Source organism: Micromonospora pallida (assembly GCF_900090325.1).
In the GTDB taxonomy this organism is placed as follows: domain Bacteria; phylum Actinomycetota; class Actinomycetes; order Mycobacteriales; family Micromonosporaceae; genus Micromonospora; species Micromonospora pallida.
Genome location: NZ_FMHW01000002.1, coordinates 7,281,061 through 7,295,410, shown reverse-complemented (window position 1 = coordinate 7,295,410; position 14,350 = coordinate 7,281,061). Strand labels below are relative to the sequence as shown.

Annotated in this window: 10 protein-coding genes; 3 read left to right on the top strand and 7 right to left on the bottom strand. The window is 74.9% G+C overall.

Going from position 1 to position 14,350, the window contains the following annotated elements; all coding sequences use genetic code 11:
* Positions 1–22 precede the first annotated feature (22 nt).
* From GA0074692_RS31350 to xylA, 3 genes are read right to left on the bottom strand one after another with little or no spacing between them, the layout of a single operon-like run.
* A complete protein-coding gene (locus GA0074692_RS31350; RefSeq protein ID WP_091651381.1) occupies positions 23–1,288 on the bottom strand; it encodes a DUF5925 domain-containing protein in 1,266 nt (421 codons plus the stop codon).
* Positions 1,289–1,328: 40 nt separating this feature from the next.
* Complete coding sequence (locus GA0074692_RS31345; RefSeq protein WP_091651378.1) at positions 1,329–2,849, bottom strand: xylulokinase; 1,521 nt, start codon at positions 2,847–2,849, stop codon at positions 1,329–1,331.
* Between the two features lie 11 nt (positions 2,850–2,860).
* A complete protein-coding gene (gene xylA, locus GA0074692_RS31340) occupies positions 2,861–4,048 on the bottom strand; it encodes a xylose isomerase (protein WP_091651372.1) in 1,188 nt (395 codons plus the stop codon).
* A gap of 81 nt (positions 4,049–4,129) precedes the next feature.
* Between xylA and GA0074692_RS31335 the strand changes: the two genes are divergently transcribed.
* Together GA0074692_RS31335 and GA0074692_RS31330 are read left to right on the top strand one after the other, a co-directional pair.
* Complete coding sequence (locus GA0074692_RS31335) at positions 4,130–5,440, top strand: ROK family transcriptional regulator (protein WP_091651368.1); 1,311 nt, start codon at positions 4,130–4,132, stop codon at positions 5,438–5,440.
* A gap of 113 nt (positions 5,441–5,553) precedes the next feature.
* Positions 5,554–7,263 carry a PP2C family protein-serine/threonine phosphatase gene (locus GA0074692_RS31330; protein ID WP_245730538.1) on the top strand — a complete coding sequence of 570 codons (1,710 nt, stop codon included), beginning with the start codon at positions 5,554–5,556 and terminating at the stop codon, positions 7,261–7,263.
* Positions 7,264–7,373: 110 nt separating this feature from the next.
* On the opposite strand, the gene GA0074692_RS35465 is transcribed toward GA0074692_RS31330, so the two are convergent.
* Positions 7,374–8,174: a MarR family winged helix-turn-helix transcriptional regulator gene (locus tag GA0074692_RS35465; RefSeq protein ID WP_245730537.1), complete on the bottom strand. Its 801-nt coding sequence runs from the start codon at positions 8,172–8,174 to the stop codon at positions 7,374–7,376.
* 57 nt (positions 8,175–8,231) lie between these two features.
* Here GA0074692_RS35465 and GA0074692_RS31320 point away from each other — a divergent pair, with 57 nt between their 5' ends.
* Positions 8,232–9,362: a PP2C family protein-serine/threonine phosphatase gene (locus GA0074692_RS31320; protein ID WP_091651364.1), complete on the top strand. Its 1,131-nt coding sequence runs from the start codon at positions 8,232–8,234 to the stop codon at positions 9,360–9,362.
* Positions 9,363–9,448: 86 nt separating this feature from the next.
* Here the strand turns inward: GA0074692_RS31320 and GA0074692_RS31315 are convergent, their stop codons facing one another.
* From GA0074692_RS31315 to GA0074692_RS31305, 3 genes are all read right to left on the bottom strand, one after another.
* Positions 9,449–10,918 carry a sugar transferase gene (locus tag GA0074692_RS31315; protein ID WP_245730786.1) on the bottom strand — a complete coding sequence of 490 codons (1,470 nt, stop codon included), beginning with the start codon at positions 10,916–10,918 and terminating at the stop codon, positions 9,449–9,451.
* 496 nt (positions 10,919–11,414) lie between these two features.
* Positions 11,415–13,151: a VWA domain-containing protein gene (locus GA0074692_RS31310; protein WP_091651357.1), complete on the bottom strand. Its 1,737-nt coding sequence runs from the start codon at positions 13,149–13,151 to the stop codon at positions 11,415–11,417.
* Positions 13,152–13,298: 147 nt separating this feature from the next.
* Positions 13,299–14,330: a lactonase family protein gene (locus GA0074692_RS31305; protein WP_091651354.1), complete on the bottom strand. Its 1,032-nt coding sequence runs from the start codon at positions 14,328–14,330 to the stop codon at positions 13,299–13,301.
* Positions 14,331–14,350: the final 20 nt, after the last annotated feature.

Here is a 14,350-nt window from a genome sequence, read left to right as displayed (position 1 = left end):
CGGGTGACGACGCGCGGAAGCCTCAGAGGTAACCGCCCAGTTCGTGCCGGTCGGTGGGCGGGGTGGGGGCTCCGGCGCGCAGCGCGTACAGCTCGGCGAGGGTGGCCCCGCTGGCCGGCACGGCGCTGGTGCCGTCGGATGCCACGGCGCTGGTGCCGCCGCCGCGCGCCACCCCGCCACCGCCGCGCGCCACCCCGCCACCGTCGGGCACCTCCCCGCCACCGCCGGACGCCACGCCGCCACCGTCGGGTGCCACTCCGGCGGAGGCGAGCCAACGGGTCGCCTCCGCGTACGACAGCGGGCCCACCTCGATCCGGGCGAGGCACCGGCCGGGGCGGGTCACCGCCGGGTGCAGCCGGGACAGATCCTCGTTGGTGGTGATCGCGACGAGCACGTCCCGGCCCTGGCCGAGCAGCCCGTCGGTGAGGTTGAGCAGCCGGGACAGGGCCTGGCCGGAGGTCTGCCGGGCCTCGCCCCGGATCAGTTCGTCGCAGTCCTCGACGATCAGCAGCCGCCAGCGGGGGCCGCCCTCCGGCTCGTCGTCGTTGCCGACCGCCACCTCGGACAGGTACCCGGCGTCGGCGAAGAGGACGTCCGGATCGAGGACGCAGTCGGCCTGACACCACTGCCGCCAGGCGTGCGCGAGGGCACGTAGCGCGGTCGTCTTGCCGGTGCCCGGCGCGCCGTGCAGCAGCACCAGCCGCCCCAGCACGTTTTCCGGGGTGACCGCCATCAGCCGGTCGAACTCCCGGCGGGCGGTGGCGGTGTAGTTGTCCCGGATGGTGGCCCACTCCGGGGTGGTCACGGTCCGGACGTCCCGCTGCGCGCCCCGGCGCGGACTCTGGTGCCAGAAGCCGATCCGGCCCGATCCGGCGTCCTCCGCAGCGGTCGCCCCGGCCACGATCCGGTCCAGCGCGGACTGGCCGACCTCGCCGCTCACCGCGGTGACGGTCACCTCCGCGCCGTGGCCCTTCCAGGTGACCACCCGTGCGGTCCAGCCGTCGCCGCCGAGGAGCTGGGAGCGTTGCCGGGCCTCGATGGCGGTACGCAGCAGGTGTCCGTCGGCGGGTACGAGCTGCGCGTCGGGGCGGGCCCGGGGCAGTCGGACGGTCTGCGACCAGGGGTGCCGCCCGGTGATGAAGTCGGCGAGCGCCAGGGCGTCGATGACGTCACACGGGGTGTCCGCGTCGTCGTAGCGCAGGACGGCCGGCAGGGGCACGACGGGCTCCGGCGGCGGTGCCGCACCGGGCAGGTCGAGCGGTGGGGTGGGAAGGTCGAGCGACGACATCTGTCGATAATCGCCAGTCCGGCCTTCCCCGTACAGTCTTTTACCCGTCAGTGGGACGGGCGAGGAACCGGTCCCGCGCCTCGGCGTACCGCTCGCGGATCGCCGGCACCGGATCGGCGGCGTACTCTTCGGTCTCGCCGACCGACCACTGTGGTGCTGTCGCGCCGCCCAGGGCGACCCAGGCGGCCTGCCGCGCCGCGCCGTCGGCGACGTACTCACCGGGCGGCGGGACCAGCACCGGGCAGCCGAAGACCTGCGGTGCGATGGCACGGACCGCCGCCGACCGGGCTCCCCCGCCGACCAGGATCACCCGGTCGGCCCGGGCACCCTGGGCGAGCAGGGCGTCGAGCCCGTCGGCCAGCGCGCAGAGCATCCCCTCGACGGCGGCCCGGGCCAGGTGCGCGGGGGTGGCGGTGCGCAGGGTGAGCCCGTGCACCGCCCCGGTGGCGTCCGGCCGGTTCGGGGTCCGCTCCCCCTCCAGGTACGGCACGAGGACCAGCCCGTCCGCCCCGGCCGGGGCGGCCAGCGCCAGATCGGCCAGGCCGGCCGGGTCGACCCGGAGCAGCGTGGCGGCGGCGTCCAGCACCCGGGCGGCGTTGAGCGTGCAGACCAGCGGCAGGTAGCGGCCGGTGGCGTCGGCGAACCCGGCGACCGCCCCGCTCGCGTCGGCGGCCGGGGTGTCGGCGACGCTGAACACGGTCCCGGAGGTGCCGATGGAGACGACCACATCGCCGGGGCGTGCCCCGACCCCGAGCGCCGCCCCGGCGTTGTCCCCGGCGCCGGGGCCGAGCAGCGGCCCACCGGAAGGCACCACGCCGGGGCCGAGCAGCGGCCCACCGGAAGGCACCGCGCCGGAGCCGGGCAGCGGCCCGCCGAGCCCCGCGAGGGTGCCGGCGGGCTCGGCGGGGCCGAGCACCACGGGCAGCTCCGGTCGCCGCCCGAGGGCCTGTTCCAGCAGATCGGGGCGGTACTCGCCGGTGGCCGGTGACCAGTAGCCGGTGCCGCTGGCGTCGCTGCGGTCGGTGCGCAGGGCGGACAGGTCGCGCGTACCGGCTCGGTTGTGGGCCGCGCCGCCGCCGAGCCGCCAGGTCAGCCAGTCGTGCGGCAGGCAGACCGCCGCCACCCGGTCGGCGTTGGCCGGCTCGTGCCGGGCCAGCCAGCGCAGCTTGGCGACGGTCAGGCTGGCCACCGGCACGGTGCCCACCGCGTCGGCCCAGAACCGCCGGCCGGCCTCCCCCGCGCCGGCCTCGGCGACCAGTTCGGCGGCGGCCCCGGCGGACCGGGTGTCGTTCCAGAGCAGCGCCGGCCGGACCACCCGGCCGGCGTCGTCCAGGCAGACCATGCCGTGCTGCTGGCCGGCGACCGAGACGGCGGCCACGTCGGCGAGCCCGCCGGCCGCGTCGACGGCCGTGGTCAACGCCCGCCACCAGGCCTCCGGGTCGACCTCGGTGCCGTCCGGGTGCGGGGCACGCCCCTGGCGGACCAGCACGCCGGTCTCGGCGTCCCGGACGACGACCTTGCAGGACTGCGTCGACGAGTCGACGCCGGCGACGAGCGGCATCCGGCCCCTCCTCAGCGCGCGCCGAGCAGGTGCTCGACGGCGAGCTGGTTGAGCCGGACGAAGCCGAAGCCCCGCGCGGCCACCGCGTCGACGTCCAGGTCCTCGAAGGCGGACCGGTCGGCGAGCAGGTCGGCGACACTTTCGCCGGGGGCGAGGGTCGGCTCGGCCAGCTCGGCGACCCGGCTGGCCGCAAGGGCGTCGGCCACCTCCGGGTCGGCGCGGAACGCCGCCGCGCGCTCCCTGAGCAGCAGGTACGTCCGCATGTTCGCCTCCGCCGACGCCCACACCCCGGCGACGTCCTCGGTACGGGATGGCTTGTAGTCGAAGTGTCGGGGGCCGTCGTAGCCGGATGCGCCGGTCACCCCGCCGTGCTCGAGCAGGTCGACCAGGGCGAACGCGTTGAGCAGGTCACCGTGGCCGAAGACGAGGTCCTGGTCGTACTTGACGCCGCGCTGGCCGTTGAGGTCGATGTGGAACAGCTTGTCCTGCCAGAGCGCCTGGGCGATGCCGTGCACGAAGTTCAGCCCGGCCATCTGCTCGTGCCCGACCTCGGGGTTGAGGCCGACCAGGTCGGGGTGAGCCAGGGTGGAGATGAACGCCAGCGCGTGTCCGACGGTGGGCAGCAGGATGTCGCCGCGCGGCTCGTTCGGCTTGGGTTCGAGGGCGAAGCGCAGGTCGTAGCCGGAGTCGACGACGTACTGGGTGAGCAGGTCGACGGCCTCCCGGTAGCGGTCCAGCGCGGCCCGGACGTCCTTGGCGACGTCGTACTCGCCGCCCTCCCGGCCACCCCACATGACGAACGTCTTCGCGCCCAGTTCGGCGGCGAGATCGATGTTGCGCAGCACCTTGCGCAACGCGTACCGGCGGACCTGCCGGTCGTTGCTGGTGAAGCCGCCGTCCTTGAAGACCGGGTGGGTGAAGAGGTTGGTGGTGACCATCGGCACGACCATGCCGGTGTCGGCCAGGGCCGTGCGGAACCGGGCGATCCGTCGGTCGCGGGTGGCCGTGTCCGCACCGAACGGCACGACGTCGTCGTCGTGGAAGGTGATCCCGTACGCGCCGAGTTCGGCGAGGCGGTGCACCGCCTCGACCGCGTCCAACTCGGGGCGGGTGGCGTCGCCGAACGGGTCGCGCCCCTGCCAGCCGACCGTCCAGAGGCCGAAGGAGAACTTGTCGGCGGGGGTAGGACGGGGTGCCATGGCGAACCTCCGGTGACGGGACGGGATATTTGTTCAGTGGTTGAATTATTTGATCGCCGTCGGTGTGGCAGTGTCAAGGGCGTGAGCAGCCCCGCCGACGCCGCGCCCGCCGGGGCGGTCCGTCAGGGCAGCCTCCGCGAGATCAACCTCGCCCTGCTGCTCGGCCGGATCGCCGCCGCGCCCCGGCCACCGTCCCGGGCCGAGTTGGCCACCGACACCGGGCTCACCCGGGCGACCGTCTCCGCCGTCGTCGACGACCTGATCGGCGGCGGGCTGGTCACCGAAGTCGACCCGACACCGCGTACCGGGGCCGGCCGACCCGCCCGGGGCCTGCTGCTGGCCAGCCGGGGTCCGGCCGGTCTCGGCCTGGAGATCAATGTCGACTACCTGGCGGTCTGCGTGCTCGACCTGGCCGGCGAGGTCCGGCACCGCACGGTGCACCGGGCCGACCTGCGTCCGGCCTCTCCCGCCGAGACCGTCGCCCTCGCCGCCGAGTTGGCCCAGCGGGCCCGGGCCGACGCCGCCGCCCAGGGGCTCACCCTGGCCGGGGCGGCGCTCGCCGTACCCGGTCTGGTAGCCGCCGACGGCGTGGTCCGGCTCGCTCCCAACCTCGGCTGGCGGGAGGTGGACGTACCGGTGTTGCTCGCCGCCCACCCGCCGCTGACCGATTCGGTGCCCGGCCTGCCCGCGCTGGTGGTCGACAACGAGGCCAACCTGGCCGCCCTGGGCGAACTGCACGCCGGGGAGCCGGGAGCCACCGACTTCCTGTACGTCTCCGGCGAGGTGGGCATCGGCGCGGGGATCGTGCTGGACGGCACGCTCTACCGGGGCGCTCGGGGGTTCAGCGGCGAGATCGGTCACCTCCCGGTCCATCCGGAGGGTCACCCCTGTCGGTGTGGCGGGCGGGGCTGCCTGGAGACCTACGCCGGCCAGGAGGCGATTCTCGCCGCCGCCGGGCTGGCCGGGACGGACGTGGCCGGCGACGCGGCCCGGCTGGCCCGACTCGCCGCCGGGGGCGACCCGGCGACCCTCGCCGCGCTGGGCGGGGCGGGGACGGCCCTCGGCGTGGCGGTCGCCGGGGTGGTGAACCTGCTCGACCTGGACACCGTGGTCCTCGGCGGCACCTACGCCCCGCTCGCCCGCTGGCTGAGCCCGGCGGTGACCGCCGAGATCTCCCGGCGGGTGCTCACCGCCGCCTGGCACCCGGTCACCGTCCGACCGACGGTGCTCGGTGCGGACGCCGCCGCGATCGGCGCGGCGGGTTCGGTGGTCCGCCGGGTCATCGCCCGACCTGCGGCCTGGCTGGCCGGAGCGGCTGACCCCGGCACCCGTCAGGGGCTCTCCTCGGCAGCAGCCGGCGGGCTCTACTCGGCCCCCGACCGGCGGGGCTGACGGCCGCTCTCCTCGGCCCCCGACCGGCGGGCGACCGAGCGATCTCCTCGGTACCCTTGCCGCAAGGCAACCATCCGCAGGCGAGGAGTTCCTTCCAGCATGGGCACAGGTCGGTGGCGCAGGGCAGCCGGCGCGCGATGGTGACCACCACCCGACGCGGCGGCCGCCCCAGCCCGGTCGGTGGCGAACCCACCGACTCCGCTCACCGCCGTGCCGGGAAGGCCGCCGTCCCCACCGACGCCGCGCTCGCCCGCGAACTGCTCGACGGGCTGGCCGAGGCGGTCGTCACCGTCGACTCCCGGGGCGTGGTGACCCTGGCCAACGCGATGGCCGCCGAACTGCTGCCCGAGGTCACCCCCGGTGGCCCGCTGGCGCTGGCCGCCGTGCCGGCGTTGGCCGAGGCGGCCCGCAGTGGGGCGGCCGGTTTCGAGGCCGAGCACCGGGGGCGGCGACTGCGCGGGATCTGCCGCCCGCTGCGCGCCAACGGCTGCGCCTGGTACGTCCGGGACGTCACCGAGGAGCAGGCCCGCACCGACGCGCTACGGGCCGAACGCGCCCACACCGCCTTCCTCGCCCAGGCCGGCAGCCGACTCGGGCTCTCCCTGCACCGTGACCAGACGCTGCGGGCCGCGGTGACGCTGGTCGTGCCGTACCTCGCCGACGCCGCGGTGGTGATCCACCGACCGCCGCTGCCGGCGCCACCCGACGCTGAGCCGCTCTGGGTACGCTTCGCCGACGGCGACCTGGAGCCGGTGTTCGGCAGCGGACCGGCCGACCTGGCCGACTCGGTACCCGGGCTCGCCGAGGCACTCGACGGGGACCACGTCGACGCCACCCCGTGGCTCGACACCGAACTCGCCGAACTCGGTCGGGTGCTGCCGGAGGACTTCGGCCGGTCCGGCGCCGTCCTGGTCACTCCGATGATCGGGACGAACGGCGCGGCGTTGGTCATGATGCGCCGGCCGGGCCAGGGTGGCTTCGACCAGCGGGACGTCGAGGTCGCCCGGGAGTTCGCCGCGCGGGCCGGGGCGGCCCTGGTCACCGCCGACCTGCACGGCGAGCAGACCCACCTGGCCCGGGTGCTCCAGGCGAGCCTGTTCCCGCCCGAACTGCCCGAGATCCCCGGCGTGGCGCTGGCCGGCGGTTACCGCGCGGCCGGCGACAGCCTGCGGATCGGCGGCGACTTCTACGCCGTCTCGGCCACCGCCGACGGCGGCACCTTCGCCCTCGGCGACGTCTGCGGCAAGGGCGTCGGCGCGGCCGTGCTCACCGGCCGGGTACGCCAGTCGTTGCAGACCCTGCGCCTGGTCGAACAGCGTCCGTTGGAGCTGATGGCCCTGCTCAACCGGGCCCTGTTCGACGCGCCCGAGGCGACCCGGCGCAGCCAGTTCACCACCCTGCTGCTCGGTACCTTCACCACCGAGGCCGACGGCGCGCTGTGCCTGCGCGTGGCCGGGGGCGGTCACCCGGCCCCGCTGGTCGTCGGGGTCGACGGGGCTGTCCGACCGGTCCCGGTCGGCGGGATGCCGGTCGGCGCGCTCAGCGACGCGCGGTTCGTCGAGACGCGGATCCGGCTGGCACCCGGTGAACTGCTGCTGGCGTACACCGACGGGGTGATCGAGGCACGCGGCGGCCCGGGGGCGCTCGAGATGTTCGGCGAGGACCGGTTGCGCCAGGCGCTGGCCGACGGGGCCGGACTGCCGCCCCGGGCCGTGGTCGACCGGGTACTGCGACTGCTCGACAAGTGGTTCGACGGCCAGAGCCAGGACGACATCGCCATGCTCGCCATCACCCCCGTCACCCCGCCCTCGGCCCGGCCCTGACCGATGGTCACCGGGACCGGTGGTCGCCGGGGCCGCTCGCACCGTCATGCGCCCGACGCCCGCGCGTCCGGTGGCTACGCCCGATGGTTCCGTCGTGGCATCGGTGGAAGTCAGGCGGGGCGGGCGGTGGGGGGCGCCGGAGGCGGAGCGGCGACCAGCGGGCGTGCCGGCCCCGGTCCGCTCGCCGGGCCGCGGGGTGCCGACACCGGGGCGCGCTGGCCCGCCCCCGCACCCGGATCGCCCGGCGTGGCCTGGGCCGACGGCTCGTACACCCGGTACGGCCCGGCCGGTGCCTGGTGCGGGTCGACCGGGGCGAGGTGCGGCCCGGCCGGTGCCTGGTGTTCGTCGGCGGGGGCGGGGGCCCGGTCGGCCGGTGTCTGGTGTTCGTCGGCGGGGGCATGGACCTGGTCGGCCGGTGCCTGGAGTTCGTCAGGCGCGGCGTGGGCCCGGTCGGCCGGCGGTGACCGGCGGGCGGCCGCCCGGAACTCGGCGAGTCCGTGCCGCAGTGCCTCCCGACCGGCCGGACTCATTCCGGCGAGCACCTCGGCCAGCCGCGCCTGCCGGGCGGCCCGCAGTTCGGCGAGGAACCGCGCGGCCTCCGGGGTCAGGTGCAGCGCGATCTCCCGCCGGTCGTACCGGCCGGGCTCCCGCTCGAGCATGCCGGCGGCGACCAGCCGGTCGCACAGCCGGCTGGCTGAGGGAAGCAGCGTTTTGAGGAGGGTGGCCAGGCGCCGGAGGTTGATCCCGTCGTGCTGCTCCACCACCATGACGGCCCGTAGCTGCGCGACGGAGAGCCGGTCCGTCGTCCGCTCCCGTGCTTCCTCCCACACAGACAGCAGGGTGGCCGCCGCGTCGTCGAGCGCGGCGACCATACTCGCTTCTGGTTCCGGCGGACGGGGTTCCTCGGCCATCGTGTGCCTGAGACTACCCCTGACCCGCAGGTGGTCGGGCTGTCAGAAGGAGCGACCATGAGCGAACCGGTCAACCAGGCACGGCGTGTCCTGACCGACGCACCAACGGATCTCCTGCTGGATCGGGTCGCCGCCGAGCTGGCCCGGTCGTACGCGATCACCAGCGCCGAGCTGTTCCAGGTCGACTACCGGTTGTCGGTGCTGCTGCCGCTGCGCGAGGGGGAGCCGCTGACCGAGCCCGGCCACCCGGCCTGGCGCTGCTTCGACCACCAGGAGCCGATCCTTGCCGCCGGAACGGGCTACTTCCCGGTCGGGATGCGGGGCGAGCGGCGCGGCGTGCTCCGGCTGACCCCGGTGCCGGACGACCGCACCGTCGTCGCCGACCTCGCCGAAATCGCCACCGCGCTCGGGCACGAACTGGCCGCCGTGTCGGATGGCACCGACGTCTACCGCACGGCCCGGCGCAGCCGGCGGCTCACCCTCGCCGCCGAGATGCAGTGGGAACTGCTGCCGGGGCGCAGCCGGATCCGGCCCTCGTTCAGCCTGGCCGGGCAGCTCGAACCGGCGTACGCGGTGCGCGGCGACAGCTTCGACTGGTCCGACGACGGCGATCGGCTCTGGCTGTCGGTCGTCAACGGGACGGGCGAGGGCGTCGCCGCCGCCATGCTGACCTCCCTCGCCGTACACGCGCTGCGCAACGCCCGGCGGGCCGGACTGCCCCTGGCCGACCAGGCCGCCCTGGCCGACCAGGCGGTCTACGCGATGCACCACGGCGACCAGTACCTCTCGGTGCTCCTGATCGAGCTGGACCTGCGCGCCGGAGCGGTGACCGTGGTCGACGCCGGATCGCCCCGGCTGGTGCTGCTGCGCCGGGGCGAGGTCGACGAGCTGCCGCTGGTGCCGCAGTTCCCGCTCGGCATGTTCGACGGGACCGACTACCAGCCCCAGCGGCTCCACCTGGAGCGGGACGACCGGATCTTCGTACTCAGCGACGGGGTGGTCGAGGCCGCCGGGCAGGACGTCCGGTACGGCGAGTCGGCGCTGGCCCGCTTCCTGCGCCGGACCGGCCCGATGGCACCGTTGGACGCCGTCCGGGCACTCATCGGCGACCTGCGGGCGTTCGTCGCCGGGGACCTGGTCGACGACGCCGTCGTGGTGTGCCTGGACTGGACCGGTCCCCAGCCCTGACCGGCCAGGCAGCGCCGCAGGCCCGGCGGGCCCGGCCGGGCCCGTCCCGGCCGGCTCTGTACGCACCGCGACTGTGCACGACCGCCTCAGTACGCGCCGCGACTGCGCAGGACCGCGCCGAAGGTCTTCCACAGGATGGTCAGGTCGGCGGCCAGCGACCAGTTCTCCACGTAGTACAGGTCGAGCCGGATGCCGTCCTCCCAGCTCAGGTCGGAGCGTCCGCTGACCTGCCAGAGCCCGGTCATGCCCGGCTTGACCAGCAGCCGGCGGGCGACGTCGCCGTCGTAGCGGGCCACCTCGGACGGGAGCGGCGGGCGCGGACCGACCAGGCTCATGTGTCCGATCAGCACGTTGGCGAGCTGGGGCAGTTCGTCCAGGGACCACTTGCGCAGCAGCCGGCCGACCCGGGTCACCCGGGGGTCGTCGCGCATCTTGAACAGCAGCCCGTCGGTTTCGTTGCGGGCGGCCAACTCGGCGAGCATCGCGTCGGCGTTGACCACCATCGTGCGGAACTTGAACACGCCGAACTCGCGTCCGCCCTGGCCGACCCGGGTCTGCCGGAACAGGACGGGGCCGGGGGTGTCCAGCCGGATCGCCAGGGCGATCAGCGCCAGCAGTGGCGCCAGCAGCGCCAGCGCGAGCAGCGAGAGCGAGCGGTCGACGAGCCCCTTGACCAGCTTGCGGGCTCCCCGGAACTCGGGGGCCTCGACGTGGATCAGCGGCAGCCCGGCGACCGGCCGGGTGTGGATGCGCGGGCCGGCCACGTCGGTCAGCGCCGGGGCCAGCACCATGTCGATCCCGGTGCCCTCCAACTGCCAGCCGAGCCGACGCAGCCGGGTCGCGGTCAGCTCGGCGGAGGCGGTGATGGCCACGGTGTCCGCCCCGATCGCGGCGGCGGCCTCCGGGATGCCCCGGATCGACCCGACGACGGGCACGTCCCCCAGCCGCTGCGGGACCGGGGCGAGCAAGGCGTCCGGGATGCAGGCGCCCACCACGTGGTAGCCGGCGTACGGCTCGCGGCGCAGGGTGTGCACGAGCTCCAGCACGTGCGGGGTGTCGCCGACCGCGAGCACCCGGCGCGACCAGCCGGCGCCCCGGCACCGGTCGAGGTGCAGCCGCTTGCGGGCGGCGAACCGGGCCACCAGCAGCAGGACCGTGCCGACCGCCAGGGTGATGGCGAGGAAGCCGCGCGAGACGCCCACGTCGGCGATGTAGCCGGTGATGGCGATCGTGGCGGCCAGCCGGAGGCTGGCGGAGGTGACCCGGCGGTACTCGTCCGCGCCGTAGCCGAGGACCCGGTCGTCATAGCAGCGCAGGATCTTGAGGGAGAGCAGCCAGGCGATCACCAGCCCGGGGGCCACCAGGACGTACGGCACCTCGGAGCCACTCGGTTCGTACTCGCTGAACCGGGTGACGTACCCCACCAGTACGGCCACGGCGATCATGGCGGTGTCGAGCAGCACCAAGGTGCGGACGTAGGCCCGTTCGTCGGCCCGGGTCGCCCGTGCCGGCCGGTCACCGGCGAACCTGGACGACGCCGAGGCGGGGGTCAGCAGCGCCGAGGTCAAACGACCCTCCCCAGTAGCGTCAGGTAGCGCTCCGCCAGGACCGGCCCTGGGTCGGCCGGTGGTGCGGAGCACCCGCACATCTTCCCCCGACAGGCCTTGTTCCCGGTAGCCACCGACAGAATGCCGTCAGTAGCACCATCTGATGTGGACACCATCGCCTGCCTCGGGTCGACCGGGTGGGGTTCCGGGCAGTCCGCTCCGGGTGGGTGGGTGGGTGGGTGGGGGTTCCGGGCAGCCCGACCCGCTCCGGGCGGTCAGGCTTGATCCCTGCGCGGGTCGGGCTGCCCGGAACCCCTGACGTGGTCCGGACTGGACGGGGACGGGGACGGGGACGGACTGCTGGCGTGGGCCGGACCGAGACGGGGTGCCCGGGCTGCTGGCGTGGGCGGGGCGGGACGGGGTGCCCGGGCTGCTGGCGTGGGCGGGGCGGGATGGGCTGCTGGAACTTAGATTGGACGGCGCGGGCGGGGAGCCGGCGCTTCGGTCAGCGCGGCGCGGTCGGACGGAGCGCGACCGCCCGGAGGAAGATCTCACCGATCTTGTTCGGGTCCTCGGTGACGAAGACCCCGCCGCCGGTGACCTTGGTGATCGCCTCCAGCTCGGTACGGCTGACGTCCCCGCCGATACCGATGATCACCACCTGGACGGGTCGTTCCGGGTCGGCGAGCCGGGCCAGTTCGGTGAGCAGTTCCCGCTGGCCGATCCCGTCGGCGTCCTCGTTCTTGCCGTCGGTGAAGAGCACGAGCGAGTTGACCCGGCCGGGCTCCCAGTCGTCCTGCACCGTCCGGTAGGCGGCGAGCACGGTGTCGTAGAGGCCGGTGTCGCCGTCCTGGGTGGGGCGGATCGAACCGAGCGCGGTCCTCAGTTTGCTCCGCTGGGTGGAGAGCGGCCCGATCGGGAGCAGTTCCCGGTAGTCGCGGCTGCCCACCATCTCGGTGGAGAAGGTCCACAGCCCGACCGCCCACGAGTCGTCGACGAGATCGAGACCCCGCAGGGCCGCGGCGACGGTGACCTGCTCGCGGGAGACGTTGCCGGCGGTCGGCACCGGTTGCCGCATCGAGCCGGAGACGTCGATCACGCAGAGCATCCGACCGGACTGGGTGGCGACCGACCAGCCGGACACGGCGGCGTCGAGCGCCGACGGGTCCGGCCCGCCGGCCGCCGTGCCGCCACCGGCGGCCAGCGGTGCCGGGCCGCCGGCCGGTGCCCCCACCGGAGCCTGGAAGCCGGCACCGCCGACCCCGTCCGGCCCGCGCAGCGCCTGTCCGACCAGCCGGTCCGGGAAGGTCGGGGCGGTGAGCGCCCCGAACAGGCCGGCCGCGGCGGACGCCTTGGCCGGCTCGATCCCGGGCAGCACCGCGTACGGGTAGTCCAGCGCCATCGGCGCCGGATCCAGGTAGAGCGCGGCGAGCGGGACCGGCGGCTGGGTCCGGTTGTAGGCGATCACGTCCTCTTCGGAGAGGGCGGCGGCGCCGAGACCGGCGGCGAGGGCGGCCGGGTCGGTGGAGCGGGGGAACCGGGCGAGCAGGTCCTGCCGCAGTGCGGACCGTCCGGTGGCCAGCGCCCGCAGGGCCGCCGTCCGGGCCTGCTGGCTGTCTCTCCCGCTCTTGCCCGCCGCCGCCGTCAGGGCGAGCAGCCCCGCCAGGCCGGCGGCGTCCCGGGTCGGTTCGACGATCCCGGTCCGCAGCTTCGTGTCGGTGTTCATCTGCCGCACCAGGTCCGCCCAGGTCAGCTTCTGCTGCGGCCAGCCAAGCCGGGTGGCGACCGGTTCCGGCATGGCGACCACGACCGGGCTCCGGGCGATCGACGCGCCGTTGGTCGGGTCGAAGGCGGCCGCGCCGCTGTTCTTGATGCGCAGCAGCCAGGTCGACGAGTCGGGCACCCAGACGTCGGGGGTGATCGCCGTACCGCTGGCCTGCCCCACCCCGGGCAGGGTGACGCCGTGCTTGCCGGCCACCGCCGCCGCCACCTCGACCGGCTCCTGCGTCGAGACCTCGACCGCGACGCAGGTGCCGTCGACCGCCGCGCCCTCGGCCACCCACCGCCCGGCGGCGGCCTGCACCACGGGCGCGATCTCGGGCGCGGCCGCGACCGTCAGTTTGACCTGCCCGGAGCAGGCCGGTCCGGTGAACTCTCGGTAGCCGAACCACGCCCCGGTGGCGACGACGGCAAGCGCCGTCGCCGAGGCGACGGCGCCTGCTCCGCGAAAACCCGAACGCATGCGATGGCGGCCCGACACTCTGACCATGTTGCGGACTGGTGAACGTCGCGGCTACCACCGTTCGGACGAAAGTCACGCAGGAGGAACAGTCGACCTGCGGTTTCGTGGAGAACGGTTACGCTGTGTGATCAATGGTGCGCAGACACCTCAGAGCAGGACGCAGGTCGGGCTCGGCACCGGCACCGGCTCACCCACCGGCTCGGGCACGCCGGTGGCCGGATCGACGCGAAACGTCCGGACCATGTCGGCCCGCTGGTCGGCCAGGTAGAGGTCGCGCCCGGACCAGACGAAGTGCCGGGGCCACTCCCCGCCGGTGTCCACTTCGGCGACGAGTTCCGGCAGCTCACCGTCGATGGCGAAGACGGCCAGCGTGCCGACCCCCCGGTTGGCGACGTACAGGAACCGCCCCTGCGGACCCACCGCGATCTCCGACGGCTGGACGTGACCGGTCCGCCCGCTCGCCGGCACCCGGCCCCGCTGGTGCAACGCGCCCTCGGCGTCCCGGTCCAGCGCGGTGACCGTGCCGTCCAACTCGCCGACCAGGTAGACCCGCCGTCCGTCAGGGTGCCGGGCCAGGTGCCGGGGACCGGTTCCGGCGGGCGTCCGCACCTGCGGGTCGCGGGGCACCAGCCGACCGGCCGCCAGGTCGTACCGGTACACCGAGTCGGTGCCGAGGTCGACGACGTAGAGCGGCCCTCCGGCCGGGTCCGGCGAGACCATGTGCACGTGCGGCGACCCCTGGCGCCCTGGGTCGGCCCCGTGCCCCTCGTGCACCACCAGGTCGCTCCGCCCGGCCGGCACGCCCGCCTCGTCGAGCGGGAAGACCGCCACGCTTCCGCCCCCGTAGTTGGCCGCGATCAGGTGCCGGCCGTCCGGCATGACGGCCAGGTGGCAGGGCTCGGCGCCGCCGGTGTCGCCGGTACCCAGCGGGGTCAGGTCACCGTCCGGCGCGATCCGCCAGGCGCTGACCTGCCCCTCCGGCAGTTCGTTCACCGCGTACAGCACCGGCAGGGTGGGGTGGCGGACCAGGAACGACGGTGACGCGGTGACCGCCACCGTGCCGAGCGGTGTCAGCGCGCCGGTGGCCGGGTCCCGCCGGGCCGCGACGATGCCGCTGCCCTTCCCGTCACTCTCCCTGGTGTAGCCGCCGATGTGGACGACGTCCCGCTGGTCGGTCACGGTGTCGCCTCTCCTCTCGT

Excerpts from the sequence above, each read along its gene's own strand:
- GA0074692_RS31350 (WP_091651381.1), bottom strand. The coding sequence starts at position 1,288 with ATGTCGTCGCTCGACCTTCCCACCCCACCGCTCGACCTGCCCGGTGCG.
- GA0074692_RS31345 (WP_091651378.1), bottom strand. The coding sequence starts at position 2,849 with ATGCCGCTCGTCGCCGGCGTCGACTCGTCGACGCAGTCCTGCAAGGTC.
- xylA (WP_091651372.1), bottom strand. The coding sequence starts at position 4,048 with ATGGCACCCCGTCCTACCCCCGCCGACAAGTTCTCCTTCGGCCTCTGG.
- GA0074692_RS35465 (WP_245730537.1), bottom strand. The coding sequence starts at position 8,174 with ATGGCCGAGGAACCCCGTCCGCCGGAACCAGAAGCGAGTATGGTCGCC.
- GA0074692_RS31320 (WP_091651364.1), top strand. The coding sequence starts at position 8,232 with ATGAGCGAACCGGTCAACCAGGCACGGCGTGTCCTGACCGACGCACCA.
- GA0074692_RS31310 (WP_091651357.1), bottom strand. The coding sequence starts at position 13,151 with ATGCGTTCGGGTTTTCGCGGAGCAGGCGCCGTCGCCTCGGCGACGGCG.